Source organism: Flavobacterium rhamnosiphilum (genome assembly GCF_004349195.1).
GTDB lineage: Bacteria > Bacteroidota > Bacteroidia > Flavobacteriales > Flavobacteriaceae > Flavobacterium > Flavobacterium rhamnosiphilum.
Map to the genome: position 1 here is coordinate 253,490 of NZ_SMLG01000004.1, position 26,404 is coordinate 279,893.

The 26,404-nt window shown below is 32.3% G+C and carries 21 protein-coding genes; 9 read left to right on the forward strand and 12 right to left on the reverse strand.

What is annotated here, in order from left to right; genetic code table 11:
* The first annotated feature begins 68 nt into the window (after positions 1-68).
* Positions 69-728 (forward strand): M15 family metallopeptidase, encoded by a 660-nt coding sequence (locus E0I26_RS07625; protein WP_131915890.1) that lies wholly within the window; start codon positions 69-71, stop codon positions 726-728.
* A 4-nt stretch (positions 729-732) separates the two neighbouring features.
* Here the strand turns inward: E0I26_RS07625 and E0I26_RS07630 are convergent, their stop codons facing one another.
* From E0I26_RS07630 to tsaD, 10 genes are all read right to left on the reverse strand, one after another.
* Positions 733-1,299, reverse strand: coding sequence for a hypothetical protein (locus E0I26_RS07630; protein WP_131915891.1), 567 nt, complete (start codon positions 1,297-1,299; stop codon positions 733-735).
* 2 nt (positions 1,300-1,301) lie between these two features.
* The gene (locus tag E0I26_RS07635; protein WP_131915892.1) at positions 1,302-2,483 is read right to left on the reverse strand and encodes a class I SAM-dependent methyltransferase; all 1,182 of its coding nucleotides are present in this window, start codon (positions 2,481-2,483) and stop codon (positions 1,302-1,304) included.
* Positions 2,484-2,485: 2 nt separating this feature from the next.
* Entirely contained in the window at positions 2,486-3,577 is a 1,092-nt protein-coding gene (locus tag E0I26_RS07640; RefSeq protein ID WP_131915893.1) for an AI-2E family transporter, read from the reverse strand.
* Between the two features lie 75 nt (positions 3,578-3,652).
* On the reverse strand, positions 3,653-4,600 hold the full coding sequence (locus E0I26_RS07645; RefSeq protein ID WP_131915894.1) for a zinc metalloprotease: 948 nt from the start codon (positions 4,598-4,600) through the stop codon (positions 3,653-3,655).
* Positions 4,601-4,821: 221 nt separating this feature from the next.
* Positions 4,822-5,781 (reverse strand): zinc metalloprotease, encoded by a 960-nt coding sequence (locus tag E0I26_RS07650; protein WP_131915895.1) that lies wholly within the window; start codon positions 5,779-5,781, stop codon positions 4,822-4,824.
* A 256-nt stretch (positions 5,782-6,037) separates the two neighbouring features.
* Entirely contained in the window at positions 6,038-6,982 is a 945-nt protein-coding gene (locus E0I26_RS07655) for a zinc metalloprotease (protein WP_131915896.1), read from the reverse strand.
* 540 nt (positions 6,983-7,522) lie between these two features.
* A complete protein-coding gene (locus E0I26_RS07660) occupies positions 7,523-8,470 on the reverse strand; it encodes a zinc metalloprotease (RefSeq protein ID WP_131915897.1) in 948 nt (315 codons plus the stop codon).
* Positions 8,471-8,959: 489 nt separating this feature from the next.
* On the reverse strand, positions 8,960-9,598 hold the full coding sequence (locus E0I26_RS07665) for a DUF4159 domain-containing protein (protein WP_131915898.1): 639 nt from the start codon (positions 9,596-9,598) through the stop codon (positions 8,960-8,962).
* A gap of 18 nt (positions 9,599-9,616) precedes the next feature.
* Positions 9,617-10,327: a 16S rRNA (uracil(1498)-N(3))-methyltransferase gene (locus E0I26_RS07670; RefSeq protein ID WP_131915899.1), complete on the reverse strand. Its 711-nt coding sequence runs from the start codon at positions 10,325-10,327 to the stop codon at positions 9,617-9,619.
* Positions 10,328-10,330: 3 nt separating this feature from the next.
* On the reverse strand, positions 10,331-11,353 hold the full coding sequence (gene tsaD, locus E0I26_RS07675; RefSeq protein WP_131915900.1) for a tRNA (adenosine(37)-N6)-threonylcarbamoyltransferase complex transferase subunit TsaD: 1,023 nt from the start codon (positions 11,351-11,353) through the stop codon (positions 10,331-10,333).
* Positions 11,354-11,578: 225 nt separating this feature from the next.
* On the opposite strand from tsaD, the gene E0I26_RS07680 reads away from it, so the two are divergent.
* From E0I26_RS07680 to E0I26_RS07700, 5 genes are all read left to right on the forward strand, one after another.
* Positions 11,579-15,985 (forward strand): translocation/assembly module TamB domain-containing protein, encoded by a 4,407-nt coding sequence (locus tag E0I26_RS07680; protein ID WP_131915901.1) that lies wholly within the window; start codon positions 11,579-11,581, stop codon positions 15,983-15,985.
* A 387-nt stretch (positions 15,986-16,372) separates the two neighbouring features.
* Positions 16,373-17,359, forward strand: coding sequence for a 6-phosphofructokinase (pfkA, locus tag E0I26_RS07685; RefSeq protein ID WP_131915902.1), 987 nt, complete (start codon positions 16,373-16,375; stop codon positions 17,357-17,359).
* A gap of 73 nt (positions 17,360-17,432) precedes the next feature.
* Positions 17,433-18,437, forward strand: a complete 1,005-nt coding sequence (gene gap / locus E0I26_RS07690) for a type I glyceraldehyde-3-phosphate dehydrogenase (RefSeq protein WP_131915903.1) — start codon at positions 17,433-17,435, stop codon at positions 18,435-18,437.
* A 112-nt stretch (positions 18,438-18,549) separates the two neighbouring features.
* Positions 18,550-19,401, forward strand: a complete 852-nt coding sequence (locus E0I26_RS07695) for an N-acetylglucosamine kinase (RefSeq protein ID WP_131915904.1) — start codon at positions 18,550-18,552, stop codon at positions 19,399-19,401.
* Positions 19,402-19,404: 3 nt separating this feature from the next.
* Positions 19,405-19,779 carry a methylglyoxal synthase gene (locus E0I26_RS07700; protein ID WP_131915905.1) on the forward strand — a complete coding sequence of 125 codons (375 nt, stop codon included), beginning with the start codon at positions 19,405-19,407 and terminating at the stop codon, positions 19,777-19,779.
* On the opposite strand, the gene E0I26_RS07705 is transcribed toward E0I26_RS07700, so the two are convergent.
* Both E0I26_RS07705 and E0I26_RS07710 read right to left on the reverse strand, forming a co-directional pair.
* Positions 19,760-20,140: a RidA family protein gene (locus E0I26_RS07705; protein ID WP_131915906.1), complete on the reverse strand. Its 381-nt coding sequence runs from the start codon at positions 20,138-20,140 to the stop codon at positions 19,760-19,762. The genes E0I26_RS07700 and E0I26_RS07705 overlap by 20 nt on opposite strands.
* A gap of 41 nt (positions 20,141-20,181) precedes the next feature.
* Entirely contained in the window at positions 20,182-22,929 is a 2,748-nt protein-coding gene (locus E0I26_RS07710) for a putative LPS assembly protein LptD (RefSeq protein ID WP_131915907.1), read from the reverse strand.
* A gap of 83 nt (positions 22,930-23,012) precedes the next feature.
* Here E0I26_RS07710 and E0I26_RS07715 point away from each other — a divergent pair, with 83 nt between their 5' ends.
* From E0I26_RS07715 to E0I26_RS07725, 3 genes are read left to right on the forward strand one after another with little or no spacing between them, the layout of a single operon-like run.
* A complete protein-coding gene (locus E0I26_RS07715) occupies positions 23,013-24,182 on the forward strand; it encodes an N-acetylmuramoyl-L-alanine amidase family protein (protein WP_131915908.1) in 1,170 nt (389 codons plus the stop codon).
* 49 nt (positions 24,183-24,231) lie between these two features.
* Positions 24,232-25,386 carry an N-acetylmuramoyl-L-alanine amidase family protein gene (locus E0I26_RS07720; protein WP_165929422.1) on the forward strand — a complete coding sequence of 385 codons (1,155 nt, stop codon included), beginning with the start codon at positions 24,232-24,234 and terminating at the stop codon, positions 25,384-25,386.
* Between the two features lie 50 nt (positions 25,387-25,436).
* On the forward strand, positions 25,437-26,402 hold the full coding sequence (locus E0I26_RS07725; RefSeq protein WP_131915909.1) for an MlaD family protein: 966 nt from the start codon (positions 25,437-25,439) through the stop codon (positions 26,400-26,402).
* Positions 26,403-26,404 lie beyond the last annotated feature (2 nt).

A 26,404-nucleotide genomic window follows, 5' to 3' on the forward strand; every position in this document is an offset into this window, starting at 1 on the left:
GTTTTTTTTTTGTTTTTATATTTCCTGAAATCCCTTTAATTATTCTATTTTTATAAAAAATAGTGTTTATGACTTCCTACTTCAAACCATTTGTACTTCTTTGTTGTGTTTTTTGTATTGTTTCCTGTAAATCGCAAACTATCATTTCTGACGCTCAAGAAAAAACTAGTCCAATTGTCAATGACACTGCATTTGTGAATTTAAAAGAATACAGTCAGGATTTTATCTATGATATGAAGTATGCTACAACCGATAATTTCCTGAAAGCAAAAGTGTATGATTGTGCCGAATGTTTTTTACGTTTAAAAACTGTTACTGCACTTGTTGAAGCTAACAAGAAGTTCATAAAAAAGGGCTACAAAATCAAAATTTTTGACTGTTACCGCCCTTTGGATATTCAGAAAAAAATGTGGAAAATTGTATCTAACCCGCAATATGTAGCTGATCCTGCCAAAGGTTCTATCCATAATAGAGGAGGAGCAGTAGACATTACTCTGGTTGATAGCAATGGGAAAGAATTGGATATGGGGACTTCTTTTGATTTTTTTGGAATCGAAGCCAGTCACAATTACCCTAATGTTTCGAAAGTAGTAAAAGAAAACAGAATTGTATTGAAAACAATCATGATAAGTAGTGGTTTCAATTCTTTTGATTCAGAATGGTGGCATTACAATTTGAAGTCAGGTTTGAATGATAAAGTTTCTAATGTTAAATGGGATTGTAAATAGTCACTTATTCAATACATTTTAAGTTATCGATAAAGTAGGTTTCCGGATTGTAAATTTCATTCGTTAATTCCGATTTAAACTCTTTTTTGAAGATATAATCTTCCGTATCCGTCAAATATTTAATGCGCATCATAGAAACCGGGGAGTTTTTTAATTCTTCAAAGCTATCTTTCGTAAACATAAAAATCCCAGAATTAATTCTATTGTCAAATCCTTTATCATCGCGTATCAGGGTGCCACAGTTTTCTTGATTGATATGTATCAACGTAATTATTTTTCCATTGTTTAATTGTAAAAACAATTTAGAATTTTCATCAAAACAATTCGCTTTCAAAAAGTCTTTACTTTTTTGAAGGAATTGTACACTCAATGTTGGTAAGCCATCCGTTAATGCCAAAGAATAAAAAATATAACTGGAATTTCCGGCAAAATTTTTCTCGCTAATCATGTATTCTTTTGTCGATTTGTAAGTACCTAAAGAATCGGTAACATTTGCGCTGTAATCACATGGTTTTTGAGCAAATATATGCAGACTGAAGAACAATAAAGTTAGGGTAATAACGTATTTCATTTTTATGATATTTTGGTGCAAATTAAAACAATTTTATGATTATTTTCATCAGTTGTAAAAAAACAATATACATTTCCTCCGTCTTTTATTTTCCATTTTTTTCGAATGCTTTCTACGCTATCCGGAAAATTTCGGGTGGTGATATTCGCTTGAGTCTTTTCTAAATAACTTTTCATTTCCGATTTGTTGTAAGGAAATGTATTTTGAATTTCAAAAACGCGCCCAGGAAAGGGTATTAAGGCAGTCGATGTGTATAAATGGGAATGTTTGTGTAGTTTGTTTAGATTATAAAACGAGCCCACTTCATCAAATCCGCCAGATTTCATGATAGCACTATTAGGTTCGTATAAATACTTTTGAGGCAAACTAAAGTTCGAAAATTTAGAATCCTCGCCCAAAATAAAATCAAATGTTTCCGTTTTATCCTTTAAAAGGTTTGCGGTTTTGATATTTATATTTCCGGAATAGCCTTTGTGCAATTCCCATAATAGTTCTTTTACTTCGTTCTCTAAGGCTACGATATGAATCGTTTTCACGTTTTTTAATTCGGATAAACCTGCTGAAATATCAAGGAGAGGTGCTGTTTTTATTAGAGCAGCATTTGAATTGGTAAAATAAAAATCAAGATTTTCAGGAACATTTGGCAAACAATCGTTAAGTATAAATACTTTTCCTTTGGCATCATTTCGTCTGGAAGGATCAATGTAAATCCAGTCCCATTTTGAATTTAAAGAGGACAAAGTTACTAAGCTGTCTCCAGGATAACAAGTGATATTGGAAGCATTTAATTGTTTGAAATTGTGCTGTACAAGATTAGAAAGCTCTGGATTGATTTCACAATGTGCAACCGTTTTTATTTTTTTTGCAAAATAATAATCATCAACTCCAAAACCTCCCGTTAAATCGATTAGAGATTCGCCAGATACAATTGAAGCTTTGTAGGCTGCTGTTTTTTCGGATGAAGTTTGTTCTATTGAAATTTTACTTGGATAAATAATGTTTTTGGTCGAAAACCAATTCGGCAATTTGTCTTTAGCTTTTGTTTTAGCTTCTATTTGGTTCAAAATAGAAATCCAATCCACATCTTGAAAGGGATTTTTTTGAAGTGCTAACTTCGAAATGCTTTTGCCAATATTATCATTGATAAACGCCTGTATTTCGGCATTTAGAATCCTTAAATCCAAAATTAAATGTCTTTAGTTAATAGTTGAATAATTTTGTTTTCAGGAAAGAATTCTTTTCCAATCACTTTTATTATGGTGTATAAAGGTACTGCCACAATCATTCCTAATATTCCAAAAAGGAAACCTGCAATTAAGATTACAAGAAATATTTCTAAAGGATGTGAGCTTACACTCTTTGAAAAAATAATAGGTTGAGATAAATTATTATCGATTACTTGAACGATCCAAAAACCGATTAGCACATAAATAGTTGAAGGTAAAATTTCAGATTGAAAATCGCTTCCTAAATTACTCAACATCGTTAAAATTGCGGCTAAAAAAGAGGCTATCAGTGGGCCAATGTATGGAATGATGTTTAGTACAGCGCATAAAAAAGCAATAACAAGAGCATTTGGAACACCAAAAATGATTAGAACTATAAGGTATAAAAGGAATACAATAAATAATTGAAGCAGTAGTCCAATGAAATATCTGGATAACAAGTGGTTTATTTTTTCTAATGAATTCAAAATTTGGTCTTCATGGCTGTCTGGAATTAATTTTTTTGCTCCGATGATAAACATTAATCGATCTTTTAAAAAGAAAAAAGTGATAAATAAAACGGAACCTAATCCCATTCCAAAACTACTGATGGTACCTAGTATTGCATTTAAAAAATTGGGGATACTATTGAAATTTATTTTAGAAGTGATGTTGGCCTCCTTTAGCAATTTTGAGGAATCAATCTGATGACTTTCTAAAAATAAGGTAAGTTGATTTATTAATTGAATTATATTTTTTTCAATCTCTGATGTATTAAGAAGCGATAAATTTTGTCCTTGTGATGAAATTAAAGGGATAAACATCATTATGAATCCAAATATGATCAATATGAAAATAAATAAAGTCGTAATGGTTGCAAAGAGATGATTGAATTTTAATCTTTTTTTGAAAAAGTCTAAAATAGGATTTCCAATCAATGTAAGTATAAAAGATACAACAAGATAAATCAGTACGGATTGTATTTGGTAGAAAAAGAATAAGATTAAGCTAACAAAAACTAGTGTTAACAATGCTCTAAGAATGCCATTTGAAATGGTTTTGGATGTAATCATGTCTTTACTTTAGATTGTAAATATAAAAAAAACTCGCTAACCAGTAGCGAGTTTTGAATTCTAAAAACTAAAAAATTATATTCCGAAACCTGCTCTTGCTCCGCCGGAAACAAATAAAGCTGACATTCTTGTTTTTTGACCTTTAGTGAACATATACATTCCTCTATCATCCGTATAATCCATGTAGTTCATTGTCATTTCTGCATGAGTTGGTAAGCACGTGCTTATATATGGATATGTAGGAGCTCCATAATTTGCAGTTTTGTGGATAGGCGTATCATTGACCAAATCGTTTCCACAAGAAGCATCACCCCAAATGTGTCGAAGGTTCATCCAGTGACCTACTTCGTGAGATGCAGTTCTTCCTAAATTATAAGGGTAACTTCCAGAACTTGATAAACCAAAATAGAAAGAATCAATTACAACTCCATCAGTTGCTAATGAACCACCGGGAAACTGTGCATAACCTAAAATCCCGTTTCCTATTTTACAAGCCCAGATATTTAGGGTTGTGGTTGGTGAAGTTGGATTTATACCTCCTTTTTTTGAATTTTTCATGGCATCTCTAGTTCCCCAAGATGTTTTAGTTGTAGATTTTCTAACAATATTTGTTAACTCAAAAGTGATATCAACATTTGCTGCTACACCAGCAAACTCAGCAGGAATGCTTCCGAAATCAGAGTTTGTAGCAGTGAAATCTTTATTTAAGACATCAATTTGTGATTGTATTTGAGCAGCAGAGATATTTTCAGCGGCGGTTCTGTATAATACATTAACGACAACCGGAATTACAACTTTACCATTTACTAAACGGTTTGTTAATATTGCTTTTTGTGTAAAAGCTTCAATTTGATCCATTCGTAGCGCTAAAGTAGGATCAGCTTTTAATTGCGCCTCAAGTACTTCCTGCGATGCGCAACCACGTTGAACAATTGCGTCTGTAGATGGGACGGTTGGGGTCTCTTCATTTTGACATGAAAAAAGCATTAGAAATGCGGCTGCAGATAAAATAATTTTTTTCATAATTGTGTTTTTTTAAATCGTAAATAGTTGTTAATCAGTCTAATAATTAATAAATTTACAATTATTTTTTTATTAATTTATTAATGTTTAAAAATAAATTTGTACCATCGCAATGCTATGGCAGAAGGAGGGAGTTTTTTGTAAAATAAAAATTTACTGGTGATTATTCAAAAAAAAACTCGCTAACCAGTAGCGAGTTTTGAATTCTAAAAACTAAAAAATTATATTCCGAATCCGGCTCTTGCTCCACCTGAAACAAATAAAGCCGTCATTCTTGATTTTTGACCGTTAGTGAACATATACATGGCTCTGTTTACGGTGTAATCCATATAGTTCATCGTCATTTCTACCGGAGTTCCAGGGCAGGTACTGTAATGAGGATAAGCAGGAACACCTTGATTTGCGGCATTGTGTGTTGGAGTGTCAGAAACCAAATCATCTCCACAAGTGGCATCACCCCAAATATGGCGTAAATTCATCCAGTGTCCTATTTCGTGAGTTGCAATTCGCCCTAAATCATACGGAAAATTCGCAGATCCAGATAATCCAACATTTTTTGAATCAAGCACAACTCCATCAGTAGCAGTTGATCCTCCCGGAAATTGAGCATAGCCTAAGATTCCACCACCAATTGTACATACCCATAAATTAAGTTTTGTAGTTGGTGAAGTAGGATCTAAACCTCCACGTTTTGTTTTTTTCATTGTATCTGTAGTTCCCCAAGATGTTTTTGTGGTAGATTTTCTGTTGATACCTTCTAATACAAAAGTAATGTCAATATTGGCTGCCACTCCGGCGAATAATTCAGGGATGCTGTTAAAATCAGTATTAGTTGCAGTAAAATCTTTGTTTAAGATATCAATTTGCGATTGTATTTGAGCATCAGAAATGTTTTCAGCGGCAGTTTTGTATAATACATTTACTATTACTGGAATTACAACTTTACCATTCACTAAGCGGCTTGTTAGCTTCGCTTTTTCTGTAAAAGCTTCAATCTGGTTCATTCTTAAAGCCAATGTAGGATCTGCTTTCATTTGCGCTTCAAGCACATCATGAGAAGCACATATGCGATTTTCAAAATCATTAGACGATAATGCTTTGGTGTCAGATGAATCAATAGCATCATTCTGACAGGAGAAAAGCATTAGAAATACCGTTGCAGTTAAAATAATTTTTTTCATAATAATAGTTTTGGTTATAAAAATTAAGGTTTTGGTTATTTATATACTTTCGATTGAATTCGTTTTCTTATTGCTGTACTGTTAAATGTCTGTATAGTATTGATTAAAATAAAACACATGGATTAAAACATAGATATAAAAAAATGGATTTAGCTTTATTAATGATTGGAGGCCATTTTTTCTAATAGCCTTTTTCGAAGAAAATGATAAAAAAAAAACTCGCTAACCAGTAGCGAGTTTTAAAATCTAAAAAAAATTATATTCCGAAACCTGATCTTGCTCCACCTGTAACAAATAAAGCATCCATTCTAGATTTCTGACCGTTAGAGAACATGTACATTCCTCTATCATCTGTGTAATCCATGTAGTTCATTGTCATTTCTACTGGAGTTCCAGTACAAGTGCTGTAATGAGGATACGCTGGAACACCATAGTTAGCAGTATCGTGTGTAGGCGTGTCAGAAACCATATCACTACCACAAGAAGCATCACCCCAAATGTGACGTAAGTTCATCCAGTGACCCACTTCGTGAGTAGCAGTTCTTCCTAAATTGTAAACACCAGAAACTGTTCCAGTACGTCCAAAAGCATTGTTGTCGATTACAACTCCATCAGTTGCAGAAGAACCACCAGGAAATTGTGCGTACCCAAGGATACCACCACCCATATTACAAGACCACATGTTTAATACTGTAGTAGGCGTTGTAGGAGCAATTCCTTTAGTTCCGCTTTTCATAGCATCATTTGTTGACCAAGAAATTGTTTTTGTAGATTTTCTAACTACATTTTGTAATACAAATGTAATTCCAACATTTGCAGCAACTCCAGAGAATAAAGCAGGAGTGCTACTAAAATCAGCGTTAGTTGCATTGAAATCTTCGTTCAATACATCAATTTGTGATTGTATTTGAGCCAGTGAGATATTTTCAGCAGCAGTTTTGTACAATACATTTACTACCACTGGAATTTCAACTTTACCGTTTACTAAACGTCCAGTTAACATTGCTTTTTCAGTAAAAGCTTCAATTTTACTCATTCTTAGCGCTAATGTTGGATCAGCTTTCATTTGTGCAGCTAGAACTTCTTGAGAAGCACAACCACGTAGAGATACAGCACTAGTTTCTGGAGCTGTTTCTGTTACTTCATTTTGACATGAGATAAGCATCAAAAGTGCTGTAGCAGATAAAAGAATTTTTTTCATATAAATTTGTTATAAATTAATGGTTTTGGTTAATTATTACGCAATTCTATAACAATTTTTCCATAAAAAAAATTTTATTCTAAAAAAAATGCCTAAAAAAAATGATTCTGTCGATTTTATTGCTTTTTGCTGGTTTTAGGGCTTTTAATATGCAGTACTTTCATACAAGTTTTTTTTTGTAAAATTTTAGTATTGAAAATAGTGGTTATAATTAAGTCATTTATGATATGTTTTATCATTAATTAAAAAAATGTCATAAATGTGTGTATAATCAGTATTCTTGATTTTTATTATGAATAATCTTTTTAGAAGTTATTTTCATCAATTCTGAAGGATAGTTGGTGTAGTTTTTTTTAAAATTAAATCATTTAATAAATAATTTGCCCTGAGAATAACAAAGAATTTATCCTCCCCGATTTTCATCAAATAGAGGTTGTCTGACAAAAGATAATGCAGTTTTCTAGCACCTATTCTGGGGATTGCTAAACAAAAAAAAGAGAGCCAATTTTGGCTCTCTCCCTTTCATTTAAATAAAGAAAATTATATTCCGAAACCTGCTCTTGCTCCACCTGAAACAAAAATAGCAGCCATTCTTGATTTTTGACCGTTAGAGAACATGTACATTCCTCTATCATCAGTGTAGTCCATGTAGTTCATAGTCATTTCTACTGGAGTTCCAGTACAAGTGCTGTAATGTGGATACGCTGGAACACCATAGTTAGCAGTGTTGTGTGTAGGTGTATCAGAAACTAAATCACTTCCGCAAGTTGCATCACCCCAAATGTGACGTAAGTTCATCCAGTGACCTACCTCGTGAGTAGCAGTTCTTCCTAAGTTATAAGGATAAGCACCACTTCCGGATAATCCGAAATATTTTGAATCAATTACAACTCCATCAGTCGCTGTTGATCCACCAGGAAATTGTGCGTAACCAAGGATCCCACCACCTATAGTACAAGCCCACATGTTAAGTGTTGTTGTTGGTGAAGTAGGATTTAAACCTCCTTGTTTTGTTTTTTTCATAGCGTCTCTTGTACCCCAAGATGTTTTAGTAGTAGATTTTCTGTTTACTGTTTCTAAAACGAAAGTGATACCAACATTTGCAGCAACTCCGGAGAATAAAGCAGGAGTACTATTAAAATCAGAGTTAGTTGCATTAAAATCATCGTTCAATATATCAATTTGGGATTGAATTTGAGCATCAGAAATGTTTTCAGCAGCAGTTTTGTACAATACATTTACTACTACAGGAATTTCAATTTTCCCATTTACTAAACGACCAGTTAGCATTGCTTTTTGAGTAAACGCTTCAATTTCGTTCATTCTTAAAGCTAATGTTGGGTCAGCTTTTAGTTGTGCTTCAAGAACTTCTTGAGAGGCACAACCGCGTTGCGCTAAAGCACTGTTTTCCGGTGTTGTTTCTGTTGTGTCATTTTGACAAGAAAAAAGCATCAATAATGCTACAGCAGATAAAAGAATTTTTTTCATAATAATTTTGTTAAAGATTAATAGATTTGGTTAATTATTTAACAATTTTATAACAATTTTTTCGCAAAAAAAATTTTATTGAAAAAAAATCCACCAAAAGAAAAACATTCGATCGATTTTACTGCTTTTAGCTGATTTTGAGGTTTTTAATTTGCAGTACTTTCATACAGGTTTTTTTGTGAAATTGGAGTGCTGAAAATTATAATGAAGTTATTTAAGATATATTCTGTCATTAAATAAAACAATATCGTAAATGTGTGTGGAATTAATGTTTTTGATTTTTGTTGAAAATAAACTTTTTCAAGTTATTCTTCCTTATTTTTAATGACTGTAGGTGTACTATCTATTTCTTTGAGGTTTTTTGTTTATCAGAGTTCGGATTTTTTTTTTAAAATTATTTCGCTTAAAAAATATCTTTAAATGAAAACGGCCTATCCAAATCTAAATTTGGATAGGCCGTTTTAAAATGGAATCTTGAAAATAGAACTCTTAATTATTAAAAATATAATTAAGAATATTGGCACCCATTTTCAATGCTTTCTCCCGAACGTCAATGGGATCGTTATTGACTTCCGGATCTTCCCAGCCGTCACCTAAATCGCATTCGTACGTGTAAAGCAATACTAATTTGTTTTCTATAAATATTCCGAAGGCTTGTGGTCGTTTTCCATCATGCTCATGTATTTTTGGCAATCCGTTTGGGAACGAATATGGTTTTTGAAAAATGGCATGATTGGCAGGAATCTCGATCAAGTTATTATTTGGAAATATTTTTTTTATTTCTTTTCGAATATATTGGTCCATACCATAATTATCATCAATGTGAAGAAATCCTCCGGCAAGTAAATAATTTTTAAGATTATTGCTGTCAGCATCACTAAAAACAACATTTCCATGCCCCGTCATGTGAACATAAGGATACGAAAATAAATCGGGGCTGCTGGGTTCAACAGTGGATGGCTTCGTTTTTATTCTGGTATTGATATTGACATTACAATATTTTATCAAGTTGGGTAAAGAAGTAGGATTTGCATACCAATCACCTCCACCGCTATATTTTACCAAAGCAATTTCTTGTGAAAATGTTGGTATTGAAAATAATAACAGCAGATAAAATAGTTGTTTCATAATGGTATAAATCAGTTGTTATTCTTCTTCATTGATAAAAACTACGCTATGACAGGCTACAATTGCTGCAGTTTCAGTTCTTAATCTAGTATTGCCTAATGAAACTGGAATAAAGTTATTTTCAAGCGCTAAAGCAATTTCTTTTTCGGAAAAATCACCTTCGGGCCCTATTAGTAATGTTACATTTTCATTGGGTTTCAAAACTGATTTCAGTGTTTTTTTATCTGTTTCTTCGCAATGTGCAATTAGTTTTAAACCTTCTTTTTCAAGTTTAATAAATTCTTTGAAGGTCACAGCATCATTCAATTTGGGCAAATACAATTCATTAGATTGCTTCATGGCAGCCAACAAAATTTTATCAAATCGTTCATTGTTAATGACTTTTCGCTCAGAATGATCACAGATAATAGGTGTGATTTCGTGTATGCCAATTTCAGTTGCTTTTTCCAGAAACCATTCGTAACGATCATTCATTTTAGTTGGCGCTACTGCCAAATGCAAATGAAATTTTGAAGCCGGTGCTTTTTCGAATGAAAGGATTTTAACGGTGCATTTGCTATCCGAAGCTAATGTAATTTCAGTTTTGAATAAAAAACCTAAGCCATTGGTTACAAATAATATATCGGTATCTTTCTTGCGTAGTACTTTAATGATATGTTTGCTTTCTTCTTTGTCAAAAGAAAAAGTTTCAGTAGATTCAGTAATATTTGGATTGTAAAATAATTGCATAATTTATAATTGTATTCTTGCTTTAGAAACGACAGAAGAAGTTTCGAATTTTTGTGATAAAAACTTTTGATAACCTACAATTCCAATCATTGCAGCATTATCGGTAGTGTATTCAAATTTAGGAATAAAGGTTTTCCAACCGTATTTATTCTCTGTTTCTTTTAATGTATTTCGGATTCCAGAATTTGCAGAAACTCCACCGCCAATTGCTATTTGTTTTATTCCGGTTTCCTTCACGGCCAATTTTAATTTGTCCATTAAAATTTCAATAATCGTATGTTGAATGGAAGCGCAAATGTCATTGAGGTTTTCGTCAACGAAATTTGGATTTTCTAATTTTTTCTTTTGAATAAAATATAAAATGGCCGTTTTTAAACCTGAAAAGCTGAAATCCAATCCTGGAACTTTTGGTTTTGTAAATGCAAAGGCTTTTGGATTTCCTAATTGTGCATATTTGTCAATTAAAGGACCGCCAGGATAAGGAAGACCCAGTATTTTTGCACTTTTATCAAAAGCTTCACCTACCGCATCATCAGTGGTTTCTCCGATAACAGTCATGTCAAAATAGTCATCCACTTTTATAATTTGAGTATGTCCGCCGCTTATGGTCAAAGCCAAAAAAGGGAAAGTAGGTTTTTCATATCCTTCTTCGTCTATAAAATGAGCCAAAACGTGCGCTTGCATGTGGTTTACAGCAATCAAAGGAATTTGCAAAGCTAGAGCAATAGATTTTGCAAATGAACTTCCTACTAAAAGGGATCCCATCAGTCCCGGACCTTGTGTAAAGGCAATTGCTGATAGCTGTTCTTTTTGTATATTTGCATTACGAAGCGCGGCATCGATTACCGGAACTATGTTTTGTTGGTGCGCTCGGGAAGCCAGTTCAGGAACCACGCCACCATATTGATTATGTATAAGCTGATTTGCAACAACATTTGACAACACTTTATCGTTTTGTAAAATGGAAGCAGCGGTATCGTCACAGGAACTTTCGATAGCAAGAATAAAAACCTCGGGATTTTGCATAAAAAGGCACAAATTTTGAATTACATTTGACAAGTCGATTATAAAAATCGTTTTGTAGCAGCCAAAATTAAAGAATTTTTATTTAAGGTGCTTCCGTTTCCAAAGGCAAAATGAAATATTAGAAAATTTAAATAGTATATAGGTATCAAAAAAATTAAAAAAATAGTATTTCGTTCTCTCCTTGGACTAATCCTACTTTTGTTGGTACTCGGTATTGCTCTAACCATGCCATTTGTTCAAACAAAAATTGCTCAATATTTCACGAATAGTATCAATAAAGATTTTGGCACCAGTATTAACATAGATGAAGTTGCCATTTCAGTTTTTGGAGGGGTAAAATTTAAAAAAGTATTGATTCGGGATCATCATAAAGATACTTTAATTTATTCCAATAGAATTTCAACCACTATTTTAGAAGGTAAAAAAATGCTCGATGGAGATTTAATCTTTGATGATTTAGATTTGCACGGGTTGCTTTTTAATTTGAGAACGTACAAAAACGAAAAACAATCAAATCTCGATAAGTTTATTGCAGCTTTTGAAACAGGAAAGCCATCAAGTAAGAAATTTTTATTAAAAGCTAATAAGTTAAAAATTTATGATGGTCATTTTATTTTGACAGATGACAATCGTGACAATCCAAAAGACTTGGATTTTACAAAGCTTAACGCTTCAGTAACTGATTTCAAAATATACGGTCCGGATGTTACCACTATGATTAATAGAATGTCATTTTTGGATTTTCGTGGTTTGTATGTTAAAAATTTAAGCTCCAAATTCAGTTATTCAAAAAAGAATATAAAACTGGAAAATCTTGATTTGTTGACCAAAGAATCAACGTTGAAAGGGACCGTTTTATTAAAATATAAAATTGAAGATTTTTCTAATTTTACGGATAAAGTCCAGTTTGATATAAAATTAGACGCAGCATCACTTGCTTCAAATGACATTCGCTATTTTTATAAAGAATTAGGCAGGAACCAACATTTTTATACCAAAGCAAGTATAAAAGGAACTCTTAATGATTTGAGATTTATAAATTTAGAATTAGTTGATGATCGCAAGACACGAATTAACGGTGATATCAATTTCAAGAATTTGTTTGCTAGAAAAGGGGAAAAATTTTCGATGTATGCTAAGTTTGATAAGTTAACTTCCAGTTACGATGATTTAATAGTAATACTTCCCAATATTTTAGGAAATAAATTGCCTACTTCTTTAAAAAAACTAGGAAGATTTACCGCTTCAGGAACGTCTAATGTTTCAACTACTGCAGTTGACGCTGATTTTTCTATGATTACCGCATTAGGAAAAGTAACGTCTAACCTAGCAATACAAAATATTGATGTAATCGATAAGGCTTCCTATTTAGGGAATGTAATTTTAGAAAACTTTGATATTGGGACATTATTTGATCAGAAGGAGTTAGGTAGCATAAGTTTGAATATTGATGTAGATGGAAAAGGTTTTAAACGAGAATATCTTAATACCGCAATCAAAGGAGACATCAGTCAAATGGATTATAAAAACTACAATTACACTAATATTGTTGTTAATGGAACCCTTAAAAGCCCTAATTACAAAGGTCAAATAACCGTAAATGACCCTAACTTGAGTATGACTTTTGATGGTTTATTGGATTTAAGTAAAAAAGACAGCCGATACGATTTTCATATCAATGTTGAAAATGCAGATTTAAATAAATTAAAATTAATAAAAGATTCTGTTTCTGTTTTTAAAGGTGATGTTGTAGTTGAGGCTTCTGGAAACAATATAGAAAATTTTCAAGGAAATGTTTATATCAATAAAACGTCTTATCAAAATACAAAAGGAATTTATAATTTTGATGATTTTACTATAATTTCCAGTTTTGACCAAAATAGAATTAGAACCATAACAGTAAATTCCCCAGATATTGTTGAGGGTGAAATTGTAGGTAAATATGAATTCAATCAATTAGAGAATTTAGTTAAGAATTCTTTAGGAAGTCTTTATACGAATTTCAAACCAAGTAAGGTAAAAAAAGGACAGTTTCTTAATTTTAATTTCTCGATTTATAATAAAATCATCGAAATATTTTATCCTGACATTTCAATCGGTTCTAATACTATAATTAAAGGCAATATAAACTCTGATAATCAAGAGTTTAAGCTTAATTTTAATTCACCGCAAATCATAGCTTCTAACAACACATTTGATAATATCAGAGTTTCGGTAGACAATAAAAATCCACTGTATAATGCTTACATTGAATTGGACAGTATCAAAACTAAATATTATAAAATTCGTGATTTTAGTGTGATAAATGTGACCATGAAAGATACTTTGTTCTTTCGTTCTGAATTTAAAGGCGGATCAAAAGGAGAAGATTATTTTAATCTGAATTTATATCATACGATCAATGCAGCCAATAATAACGTAGTTGGAATCAGTAAATCGGAAGTTAAATTCAAGGATTATCTTTGGTTTTTGAATGAAAATGAAACGCCAAATAACCAGATTGTTTTTGATAAATCATTTAAAAACTTCAATATTGACAATATAATATTGTCGCATGAAAATCAGTCGATTTCATTAATGGGCGATTTTAAAGGCGCGACTATTAAGGATTTGAAATTAAGTTTTAAAGATGTTGATTTAAACCAAATTACGCCCGCCAATAATAAGTTTGTTGCGCATGGAAATATTAATGGCGAGGTAAATTTCAAGCAAAATAATAATGTTTATCAGCCCACATCTTCTATCGTAATCGATAATTTGAATGTAAATAAAACGGATTTAGGTACTTTGAATTTTGAAATTGAAGGAGATGAAAGTCTTAGAAAGTTTGCAATAAATTCTAATTTAGAAAATGAAAATTTTGAATCATTTAATGCCAATGGAAGTTTTGAAATCGTTAACAAAGAAACCATTCTTGATTTAAAACTAAAATTCGAAAAGTTTAACATTGCAACTCTTAACTCACTCGGCGGGGAAGTATTATCAAATATAAGAGGTTCTATATCCGGTAATTCCACTATTGAGGGAAATCTTAAAAAACCCAATATCAATGGACGTTTATTTTTGGATGATGCCGGTATTACTATTCCGTATTTGAATGTTGATTATGCATTGAGCAACAATACAATTATTGATCTTACTGACGAAAAATTTCTATTCAGGAATAATACGCTTACGGATACAAAATACGGAACTACAGGAAAATTGAACGGAAGTATTGAGCATAAGAATTTTGGAGATTGGAAATTGGATTTAGCCATTAATTCCAAAAGGCTTTTAGCGTTAAATACCCAAGACAGTGAGGATGCCGCTTATTACGGAACTGCTTTTATCGATGGTATTGCTACCATAAAAGGACCAACGAATTCTTTGTTTATAAAAGTTGACGCAAAATCTGGAAAAGGAACGGCTATTAAAATTCCTATTAATAATGCCGAAAGTGTAAGTGATAATGTTTTTCTACATTTTGTGACCGCTCAAGAGAAATACAATTTGGAAAAGGGTATTACTGATAACACCAGAAATTACAACGGACTGGAATTAGAGTTTGATTTTGATATTACTCCAGATGCCGAAGTCGAAGTGATTTTAGACCGAAATACAGGTCATGGAATGAAAGGAAAAGGTTTTGGATCTTTATTGTTTAAAATAAATACTTTAGGGAAGTTTAATATGTGGGGCGATTTCCAGGCGTATGAAGGAACCTATAATTTTAAATATGGAGGACTTATTGATAAGAAATTTGCAGTTAAAAAAGGCGGATCGATTACTTGGGAAGGAAATCCGATGAGAGCGCAATTAAACCTTGAAGCGGTGTATAAAACGAGTGCTAATCCTGCAGTATTGTTGGATAACTCCTCTTTTAACACTAAAGTGCCTGTTGAAGTAGTTATTGGTATTCGAGGCGATTTGACCAGTCCGGAGCCCGATTTTAATATTGAATTTCCAACAGTAAGTAATGTTTTGAAATCAGAAATTCAATATAAATTAAATGATAAGGATGTAAGACAAACGCAAGCCTTGTATTTATTATCATCTGGTGGCTTTTTAAGCCCGGAAGGAGTGAGCCAATCTGATTTTTCCGGAAGTTTATTTGAGACAGCTTCCAGTTTATTAGGTGGAATTATACAATCTGATGATGAGAAATTTAAAGTAGGTCTTAATTTTATTGGTGCCGATAGAAGAATAGGAAAAGAAACGGATGGACGATTTGTAGCAACAATTTCATCAAAAATAAATGAAAGAATTACTATTAACGGAAAACTCGGAGTTCCTTTTGGAGGGATTAATGAATCTGCAATTGTAGGAGATGTGGAAGTGCTGTACAGAGTTAACGAAGACGGAACACTTAATTTGCGCCTTTTTAATAAAGAAAATGATATTAATTATATAGGTCAAGGAATTGGTTATACACAAGGTTTAGGGGTTTCTTACGAGGTCGATTTTGATACTTTTAAAGAGTTAGTCAATAAAATTTTTAAAAATCTAAAAATAGACAGGGAAACTGCACCTGTTGCCGAAGATCAAGATTCAGAGATGTCTCCAGATTATATTAATTTTTCTAAACCAAAAAAATCCAGTACCAAAAAGGTCAAGAAAAATCAAGAAGGTTTACTTCCTGAGGAAAACTAATTAGTTGGTCTTTTCAAATACAAATACTACGAATTCGGAATAAGAATGCAGTTCTACAGGAACAGCAATTAGTAATTCGGACTACCAAGCGCTGCATAAAATCATAATTAATTTTTTAAAATACACAGAAGAAAACTCTCTTTTTGTGTCTTAGTAACAAATAGTTAGTATATTGTCTTGGTTTATAATCAAAAAAACAAGCTAATTGTTAATTATCAAATAAAAATCGAATATTTTTCAATTTTGTTAAATAAAATTCGTTTTATTTTGTTTTTTTAAAAACTTATCAACGAAAACGTTTGAATTTGAATCGCTTTACTAATTTATTAAAAACACAGCTTTAAAAGTGCTGAATGTTTGCTAATTTTACACTTTAATACTTAAATAATGCCAAAAACAATAAAAAAAGTAGGTGTTCTGACTTCGGGAGGAGACTCGCCAGGAATGAATGCAGCTATTCGATCAGTTGTTCGAACATGTGCTTATCATAATATAGAATGCATAGGAATTTATAGAGGATATCAGGGAATGATTGAAGGCGACTTCAAAGAAATGGGACCTCGAAGTGTAAACAACATTGTAAATAAAGGAGGGACGATTCTTAAATCGGCTCGATCTTTAGAATTTAAAACTTCGGAAGGAAGAAAAAAAGCACACGAACATCTTACTAAAGCAGGAATTGACGCTTTAGTAGTAATAGGAGGTGACGGTACTTTTACAGGAGGTTTATTATTCAATACTGAATTTAATTTTCCAGTAATGGGAATTCCTGGAACTATTGATAACGATATTTTTGGGACTAGTCATACTTTAGGGTACGATACTGCTTTAAATACTGTAGTAGATGTAATTGATAAAATTAGAGATACTGCAAGTTCTCACAACCGTTTATTCTTTGTAGAGGTAATGGGGAGAGATGCCGGGCATATTGCTTTGAATGCTGGTATCGGTGCGGGAGCTGAAGAAATTTTAATTCCTGAGGAAGATTTAGGTTTAGACCGATTATTAGAGTCCTTGCAAAAAAGTAAAGCTTCGGGTAAATCATCTAGTATCGTTGTTATTGCTGAAGGAGATAAAATTGGTAAAAATGTCTTTGAATTAAAAGATTATGTTGAAGCCAATTTACCGGAATACGATGTTAGAGTTTCGGTTTTAGGTCATATGCAGCGTGGCGGTTCACCATCTTGTTTTGACAGGGTTTTAGCCAGCAGATTAGGTGTAAAAGCAGTTGAATCTTTATTGGAAGGGAAATCAAATTATATGGTTGGATTGCAAAATGATAAAGTAACGTTAACACCTTTAGAACAAGCTATTAAAGGAAAAACAGAAATAGACAGAGAATTACTGAGGGTTTCAGATATCATGTCAACATAGAAAAAAAATGAAGTTTATTGTGAGGAAATTAGACTTTAAATTAAGTTAATCAATAACAAAAAATTTAAAAAAAATGTCGAAAGTAAAATTAGGAATAAACGGTTTTGGAAGAATTGGAAGAATTGTTTTTAGAGAATCTTTTAACAGAGATAATGTAGAGGTAGTAGCAATCAACGATTTGTTAGATGTAGATCACTTAGCTTATTTATTAAAATATGATTCAGTTCACGGTCGTTTCAATGGAACGGTAGAAGTAAAAGAAGGAAAACTTTACGTAAACGGAAGAAATATCCGTATCACTGCTGAAAGAAACCCAGCTGACTTAAAATGGAATGAAGTTGATGTTGATGTAGTTGCTGAGTGTACAGGTATCTTCACAACTATCGAAACTGCAAATGAGCACATTAAAGGTGGTGCGAAAAAAGTGATCATTTCTGCTCCATCTGCAGACGCTCCAATGTTTGTAATGGGAGTAAACCACGAAACGGCAAAAGCTTCTGATTTAGTAGTTTCTAATGCTTCTTGTACGACTAACTGTTTAGCTCCTTTAGCTAAAGTTATTCACGATAATTTCGAAATTGTTGAAGGGTTGATGACTACTGTTCACGCTACAACTTCAACTCAAATGACTGCTGATGGTCCTTCTAGAAAAGACTGGAGAGGTGGACGTGCTGCAAGTATAAACATCATTCCTTCTTCAACTGGTGCTGCAAAAGCGGTTGGGAAAGTAATTCCTGCTTTGAATGGAAAATTAACAGGTATGTCTTTCCGTGTTCCTACTGCTGACGTTTCTGTAGTAGATTTAACTGTAAAAGTAGCTAAAGAAACTTCTTATGAAGAAATTATGGCTGTTTTGAAGAAAGCTTCTGAAACTACAATGAAAGGTATTTTGGGATATACTGAAGATGCTGTTGTATCTCAAGATTTTATTTCTGATAAAAGAACTTCAATAGTTGATGCTACTGCTGGAATTGGTTTGAATTCTACTTTTTTCAAAATTGTATCTTGGTATGATAATGAATATGGTTATTCTAGCAAATTAATTGACTTATCGGTTCATATTGCAGGTTTAAAATAATTAGATATATTTACAAAAAATCCCGTTATATTTTTTTAGCGGGATTTTATTTTTTAATGTATGTTTTAAAATTATCCAAAGCATACTCCAAAAACCAAAAAACCAAAATAAAATGAGATTAATAGTTGATAGTGGTTCTACCAAAGCGGATTGGATTGCGATAGATGATGATGGAAAAGTATTGTTTACCACACAAACATTAGGATTAAACCCAGAAATTCTAGAAAATGACGAAATTATTGAACGTTTAAATGATCGTTTCGATATTTTGCAAAATAAAAAAGAGGCCACTCATTTGTTTTTCTATGGTGCAGGCTGTGGAACTGATAGAATGAAAATTGCGCTTTCACAGGTTTTTCAAACCTATTTCCCAAATGCGATTATCGATGTTAGAGAGGATACTTATGCAGCTGTTTACGCAACAACGCCTAAGGGAGAGAAAGCAATTGTTTCTATTTTAGGTACGGGATCAAACTGCAGTTATTTTGATGGAAAGGAATTACATCAAAAAGTACAATCACTTGGATATATTATTATGGATGATTGTAGTGGTAATGTTTTTGGAAAAGAATTAATAAGAAAATATTATTTTAATAAAATGCCAAAAGAATTGGCTCTTGAATTTGAAAAAGAGTACAATGTGGATCCGGATTTTATTAAAAATAAATTATACAAAGAGTCTAACCCCAATGCTTATTTAGCGACTTTTGCAAAGTTCCTGATCCAACATAAAGAAACGGAGTTTTGTAGAAAAATTATTTTCAAAGGAATGAAATCTTTTGTAAAAAATCAGATTAAGCAATTTGATAATTGCAAAGAAGTGCCAGTTCACTTTGTAGGTTCTATAGCTTTTTATTTAAAAGAAGAATTACAAGAAACCTTTGATAAATATGAACTGAATTTAGGCAACGTACTAAGAAGACCAATTGATGGGCTTATCGCGTATCACATCGCTAATAAATAATTTATGGAAATAGCTATTATTGCTCATGATGGTAAAAAAGCAGATTTAGTTCAATTTTTGAATAAAAATAAAGCCATTTTACAAGAGGAAAAAATAAAGCTGATTGCAACCGGAACTACTGGAAGTAAAGCCGAAAATTCAGGTTTCAAAGTAAAGAAAATGCTTTCAGGACCTTTAGGAGGCGATGCTCAAATTGCAGCCAGAGTCGCTGAAGGGAAAACTAAAATGGTTTTCTTTTTTAAAGATCCATTATCGAGTCATCCTCATGAAGCTGACATAAACATGCTCATTCGCGTTTGTGATGTACATAATGTGCCATTGGCAACCAATGAAGCAACGGCACAATTATTATTAGATGCTATTGCACAGCAATCATAGAAATTTCAACATTTACATTTTTTGGCAAACAAGCCACTTGAACCGTTTCACGAGCTGGAGCGGTTTTTTCGTTGAAATAAGAACCGTAAACGGTATTTATTTTTCCAAAATCATTCATGTCCATGATGAATATAGTTGTTTTTACAACATTATCAAATGTCATTCCTGCCGCTTCAAGTACAGCTTTCATGTTTTGCATTACCTGCTCTGTTTCTACTTCAATGGTATCAGTAATCAATTCTCCAGTGGCGGGATTAATTGCAATTTGACCCGAAGTGTATAACGTATTTCCTTTAAGAACGGCTTGATTATATGGTCCGATTGGAGCCGGAGCATTTTCTGTGAAAATTATCTTTTTCATAATACAGTTGTGTTTTTATATAGTAATAGTTTAAAAATCAATTATCTATTGATGGTACTTCGTTTGTCCCATTTGATATCACTAAGAACACCAGATTTTATTCCAATAAAGAAACCCCAATTTGCATTTGTGCCAAAGGGTGACCAGTTAAAATCCATTCTCCAACTCAATAAATCCCTCTCAAAACGAAGTTGGGTGAAAGTTACTCCGTTTTGAACAAAATCATAACCGGTAGATACTCCAGCTTTCCATTTTGGAGTTATGTCAGCATTCGCTGAAATCATAATGGAATTTCCAATGATTTTATTTTCTCTATTGTTGTTTCCATAAGTTAAGGAATAGGCAAATGTCATGTCCCAAGGTAACTTTGAATTAAAAAATTCTGCGATTTTATCTTCTCCTTCGTCTTCTTCCTCGTCTTCAAATTGACTTCTTCGGTTGTCGCCTAAGTCTGTATTTGTTCCAAATAAATCGTCTTCACGACCACCATTTCTTTGACTTTGGGTGTTTTTATCCTTATCAGTTTTGTCTTTTCCTTTACTTGAAAGAGAATAATTCAAGGTCATATTAGAACTGGTCATTCTAAAAAGACTTCCGCCATTATCAATATTAAACACATTAATTCGGTTTCCGGAATTGTCAATTGCATAAGGGTCTAATGTTGCTCCAAAATTGACATTCATTTTATTATCGAACAGTTGTGTACCACCACTAACTCTTATAGGAGAAAAGGCAAGTGAAGTTACACCATCGGCATCCAGATTGTAACTAGTGGAAAGGTTTAAATTATTAAGAAGCATTATTTTTTTAGGTTCCACTTTAGTACTGTCTTTATCAGTAACTTTTGCCTCAAAAGTATTACTCAAATCAAAGCCTAAAGTATTGGAATTGCTTAATCCCGGTGCTCCAAAAATTCCGCTTTCAAATCTGGAATATTGTTTCATTGTCCCGCTAGCGTCTGAAGCATACGTATCATAGTATTTTTCGAAACTAGGAGTATAACCATACGAAACAGATGGTCTCATGACGTGTCTTATCGATTTGATTTTTTTGTCATTGCCAAAATTGAAAGTTCCATAAATAGTTGTTCCTACGCTGGATGAAAAGGAGTAGGTTCTAAAAGCGTCAAATCCATTTATGGTTTTATCAACAACTTTGCTTTGGTCAACATCATAACTTCTTTCAATTGTTTTGGTATACCATATTTCCTCGTAATTCATAGAGGTAGAAGCACTGAAATATTTGAATAATTTAAAATTGGTGCTTAATGGAATGCTGTGTTGAAAACCAACTTTCGCATCTCGAAACATTTGTGGTTTAAAAAATAAGGAATCAGTTGTAACAATATTATTTCTACCGTTTAAATTGTATTGCAAATTTATGTTTTTGAAAAAACCTTTTTTCACACCGTCTTTACCTATAAAAGGATAAATCCTGTCAACACTCAATTGGAGTGTCGGTAAAGTCATATTGATTACTTCCGTTTGAGTATTTTGTGAATGTGTGGCTGTTAACGACATTCTAACTTGAGGAACAGTAGTGAATGTTTTTGAATACGATATCGAAGAGCTCAATGTATTATTAAGATTTGATCCAATATTAACTTGATTGATGGATTGCTTAAAATATTTACTGCTTCCAAGATTCACAGAAGCTGAAAAACTTGAATTAGGATTTGATTTAGAGTCTTTGGAATGAGACCATTGGATGTTGTAAATATTTTGTTTCAAATAATCTGGATATCCTCTTTCGCTGGTGATTAAGTTTTCGAATCTAACGTTTAAGTTTCCTCTATAATTGTATCTTTTGGCATAGCTGGATTCAAACCGCAACCCATAACTTCCATTGGTGTAATAATCTCCCAAAACGGTTAAATCATAATTATCGCTGAGAGCAAAATAGTACCCTAAATTTTGAAGAGAAAATCCCCTGTCATTGGAGTCATTATAGCTTGGTAAAATCAATCCTGAAATACTGGTTTCTTTGCTCATTGGAAAAAAAGCAAACGGTAACGCTATAGGTGTAGGAACATTTGCAATGACCATATTAGTCAATCCGGTTACTACTTTTTTGCCTGGAATAAATTTCACTTTGTTGGTTTGGAAATAATATTCAGGATTGTCAACGTCTTTTGATGTCGTAAAACGAGCCCCTTTTAAAAAATAAACCGAGTCGTTTTCTTTTTTTGTGACAGCTGCTTTAATTTTAAATTCACCTTGATCGGATCTTGAGTTCCAGATTAAAGCTTTTTTGGTTTTAAAATTAAAACGGATAGAATCAGGTTCAATTACATTTGCGCCCTGTTTGAAATTTGGATATTGTGTGAAAGCACCGGTTGAATCTTTGATGCGTCCTGCATACACTTCGTTTTTTTCATAATCCATAACGATTATTCCAGATTTCAATTCGATGTCTTGGTAATACAATTCCGCTTTATCATATAATGTGATCAGCTTTTTCTTTTGGTCAATTTTAGCATATTGCTCCGCTTTATATCTTACCTTTCCGTCAAGAAACGCTTTTTTAGGCTTTACACTGTCTTTTTTTATGGAATCGGTTTCTTTTGTAACCGTTAAAATAGCTGTGCCTTTTTTGTTAGTATCTAAAGTGGTACTATCTTTTTGTTTGTTTGCGGATATTCCCGTCTTTTTTTTTGTTATATCTTGAGAATATAATTTACCAGACCCTAATGATAGGAAAATTGATAATAAAACGATATTAAATAAGTTTGTATACAAAGGTTTAAATGCTATTTTTGTAAAATTATGGCCTGTTTTTTGACATGTCAAACTTACATATAATTTTTTGTCAAAAATAGTCAAATAAAAAATTTTATGACGGTAGTGTTTTAATTAAATTAACTTTTGGATTTATGCATATTACATATAAAATAAAAACAATATTAACTTTTATTTTGACGATAATTTCTTTATCGGGCTTTAGTCAAAGCAATATTTTCAAGGTAACTTTAGATGCGGGTCACGGAGCACATGATTTTGGCGCTGTTTATGAAGGGCGTGTGGAAAAAAATATTGCTTTGGCCGTAGTTTTGAAAGTGGGGAAGCTATTAGAGTCTACAAAACAAATGGATGTCAACTATACCCGAAAAACAGATGTATTCATTGATTTAATTGAAAGAGCCAATATTGCCAATAGATTTAACGCTAATATTTTTGTTTCGATTCATTGTAATGCCAATAGAAACACTGCTGCCGATGGTACTGAGACTTATGTGATGGGTTTGAGTAAAGTTGCTTCAAATCTTGAGGCTGCAAAAAAAGAGAACTCTGTAATTACTTTAGAAAAAGATTACAAACAAAAGTATGAAGGATTTGATCCGAACTCTCCCGAGACTATGATTGGTATGACCTTGATGCAGGAGGAATATTTAGACAATAGTATTTCGCTGGCAAGTAAGGTAGAAGATGCTTTTGCAGATTTAGGAAAAAAAATACGAGGTGGAGGAGTGAAACAAGCCCCTTTTATGGTGCTTCACAAAGCATACATGCCAAGAGTATTGATTGAAATGGGGTTTATATCCAATTCTATTGAAGGGAATACATTAAATTCAGAAGACGGTCAAAATGAAATTGCCAAAGCTATCGCAGAGGCAATTATCAGTTATAAAAAAGAATATTTTGGTACTGGTGAAACTGAAGTTTTTGAAGAGTCGCCTTCGCAAAAAATTAATGAAAAACCTATAAGAGATACTGTTGCTCCTGCCAAACCAAAAATGACTTCTCAACCTGCAGGAGAATCAACACAAGTAAAAAAAACGGCTGATGATTCTAAAACTTTATTCAAAGTACAACTTTCAGCCAGTAGTAAAAGATTAGAATTAGTACCGAAAAATTTTAACGGACTTAAAAATATTTCTGTAGCCTTTGAAAACAGGGTTTACAAATATATGTATGGAGAAACTGCGGATTATGATGAAGCAAAAAAGCAATTAAATGAAGCAAAAGAAAAAGGATATGATTCCGCATTTTTGATCGCATTTAAAAACGGAGAAAAAATTAACATTCAAGATGTAATTAAATAATAATAGCTTATCCTTTTTATATTAAATTTGTAAAAAAAATACTCATATTTTGAAAATAACCAGAGGAGTCAAAACCACAATTTTTGCTATATTTCTTTTTTTCTGCTTCAATGCTTTTTCTCAATCCAATCAAAAGTTCACTGTTATTTTAGATGCGGGTCACGGAGGTAAAGATCCAGGGAATTCTTATCATGGTTTTGTTGAAAAAGAAATTGCGCTTAAAACGACTTTAAAGTTAGAAAAATACCTCAAAAAAGACAATGACATTCAAGTTGTTCATACCAGAAAAACTGATGTTTTTATAGAATTAAAGGACAGACCCAAAAAAGCAAATAGTATCGATGCTAATTTATTTGTTTCTGTACATTGCAATTCGGTTAAAAATCCAGTTCCTTTTGGTACAGAAACTTTTGTAATGGGTTTGGCAAGAAGTAAAGGTAATTTAGAAATTGCTAAACAAGAAAATTCGGTAATATTACTGGAGAAAGATTACAAGCAAACCTATAAAGGATTTGACCCCAAGAATCCTGAAACTTTGATTGGATTGAAAATTCTGCAAGAAGATTATTTAGATCGAAGTATAAATCTGGCTTCAAAAATTGAAAATAATTTTAAAAATAAATTACATCGAAAATCAAGAGGTATAAAACAGACTCCTTTATGGGTTTTGGATGCCGCTTATATGCCAAGTGTATTGATTGAATTGGGTTTTTTATCCAATAGTGAGGAAGGACTTTATTTAAATTCAGAGGAAGGACAAAATAATATGGCAGAAGCTATTGCATCGGCTATTATTGCTTACAAAAAAGAATATTTTGGAACGCAATCCAATGAAAATTATGAAGAGCTTCCATCCAAAAAAGTAGTCGAAAATGAAAGAAAAGACACTTCAAAGAGTACTAAATCAAAGCGTATTATAGAAAAACAAGAGCCGAAAACACAAAATTCAGATGTAGTTTTTAAAGTTCAATTTGCAGCCGGAAATAAAAACATTAAATTAAATTCCTCGAATTTTAAAGGATTAAAAAATGTTTCGGTAACAAAAAGTAATGGATCTTTATATAAGTACGCATATGGCTTAACATCAGACTATAACATCGCAAAACAGGATTTAAAAGTGGTAAAATCCAAAGGATATGCTTCGGCATATATAATTGCAATCAAAGATGGAAAGAATATTAGTATTCAAGAAGCGCTTAAATAATTACAACAAGTCAAATATTTTATATTAAATTTGTAAAAAATACTTAAATTTTGAAAATAACACGAGAAATTAAAACTGCTATTTTAGTAATTGCATCTATTTTATTATTTATCTGGGGCTACAGTTTTTTGAAAGGAAGGGACCTTTTTACCAATTACAAAACATTTTATGTTGAATATAAAAGTGTAGAAGGTTTAGCCACATCTGCGCCTGTTACGCTAAACGGATTAGTTATTGGTAAAGTTAGCAGTATTACAATAGATGAAAATACGGGTGTATTATTAGTTGAATTACAATTAAAAACGGATTTCCCAATTTCTAAATCGAGTACAGCTTCTATTTATGAGCCAGGATTTATCGGAGGTAAACAAATTGCAATTATTCCTAATTTTAATGATAAAATATTAGCTGTTGATGGTCAAAAATTAGAGGGCGGAGTAAAATTAGGACTTACAGATAAAGTAGGAGATCAATTAGCACCACTTCAAGAAAAATTAGAAAAACTACTGGGAACTACTGATAAATTGATTTCAGGATTGAATAATGTTTTGGATCAAAAAGGGCAGCAGGATTTAAAAGTTTCTTTAGCGGAATTGAGCAAGACTATTGAACAATTTCACAAAGTTTCTTTAAGTCTTAATACTTTATTAGATGATAACAAAACTCAAATAAATGGTGTTGTTACCAATTTTAATAAAATATCCGGGAATTTTTCTAAAATATCTGATTCATTGAATAAAGCCGATTTAGGAAAAACGGTAAAAAACCTAAATGCAACTTTAGGCAGAGTCGATGGTATTATGAGCGGTTTGGAATCCGGTAAAGGTTCTATGGGTAAATTATTGAACGATGATGCTTTCTACCAAAATATTAAAAGTACAACAAAAGAATTAGAATTATTATTGCAAGACGTAAGACTTTATCCAACCAGATATGTCAATGTTTCTTTGTTTGGAAAGAAAAACAAGCCTTATGTTGCTCCTGTAAACGATTCTATATCTAATGTAAAAAATTAGCA

Excerpts from the sequence above, each read along its gene's own strand:
- E0I26_RS07625 (WP_131915890.1), top strand. The coding sequence starts at position 69 with ATGACTTCCTACTTCAAACCATTTGTACTTCTTTGTTGTGTTTTTTGT.
- E0I26_RS07630 (WP_131915891.1), bottom strand. The coding sequence starts at position 1,299 with ATGAAATACGTTATTACCCTAACTTTATTGTTCTTCAGTCTGCATATA.
- E0I26_RS07640 (WP_131915893.1), bottom strand. The coding sequence starts at position 3,577 with ATGATTACATCCAAAACCATTTCAAATGGCATTCTTAGAGCATTGTTA.
- E0I26_RS07645 (WP_131915894.1), bottom strand. The coding sequence starts at position 4,600 with ATGAAAAAAATTATTTTATCTGCAGCCGCATTTCTAATGCTTTTTTCA.
- E0I26_RS07650 (WP_131915895.1), bottom strand. The coding sequence starts at position 5,781 with ATGAAAAAAATTATTTTAACTGCAACGGTATTTCTAATGCTTTTCTCC.
- E0I26_RS07655 (WP_131915896.1), bottom strand. The coding sequence starts at position 6,982 with ATGAAAAAAATTCTTTTATCTGCTACAGCACTTTTGATGCTTATCTCA.
- E0I26_RS07660 (WP_131915897.1), bottom strand. The coding sequence starts at position 8,470 with ATGAAAAAAATTCTTTTATCTGCTGTAGCATTATTGATGCTTTTTTCT.
- E0I26_RS07665 (WP_131915898.1), bottom strand. The coding sequence starts at position 9,598 with ATGAAACAACTATTTTATCTGCTGTTATTATTTTCAATACCAACATTT.
- E0I26_RS07670 (WP_131915899.1), bottom strand. The coding sequence starts at position 10,327 with ATGCAATTATTTTACAATCCAAATATTACTGAATCTACTGAAACTTTT.
- tsaD (WP_131915900.1), bottom strand. The coding sequence starts at position 11,353 with ATGCAAAATCCCGAGGTTTTTATTCTTGCTATCGAAAGTTCCTGTGAC.
- E0I26_RS07680 (WP_131915901.1), top strand. The coding sequence starts at position 11,579 with ATGCCATTTGTTCAAACAAAAATTGCTCAATATTTCACGAATAGTATC.
- pfkA (WP_131915902.1), top strand. The coding sequence starts at position 16,373 with ATGCCAAAAACAATAAAAAAAGTAGGTGTTCTGACTTCGGGAGGAGAC.
- gap (WP_131915903.1), top strand. The coding sequence starts at position 17,433 with ATGTCGAAAGTAAAATTAGGAATAAACGGTTTTGGAAGAATTGGAAGA.
- E0I26_RS07695 (WP_131915904.1), top strand. The coding sequence starts at position 18,550 with ATGAGATTAATAGTTGATAGTGGTTCTACCAAAGCGGATTGGATTGCG.
- E0I26_RS07700 (WP_131915905.1), top strand. The coding sequence starts at position 19,405 with ATGGAAATAGCTATTATTGCTCATGATGGTAAAAAAGCAGATTTAGTT.
- E0I26_RS07705 (WP_131915906.1), bottom strand. The coding sequence starts at position 20,140 with ATGAAAAAGATAATTTTCACAGAAAATGCTCCGGCTCCAATCGGACCA.
- E0I26_RS07715 (WP_131915908.1), top strand. The coding sequence starts at position 23,013 with ATGCATATTACATATAAAATAAAAACAATATTAACTTTTATTTTGACG.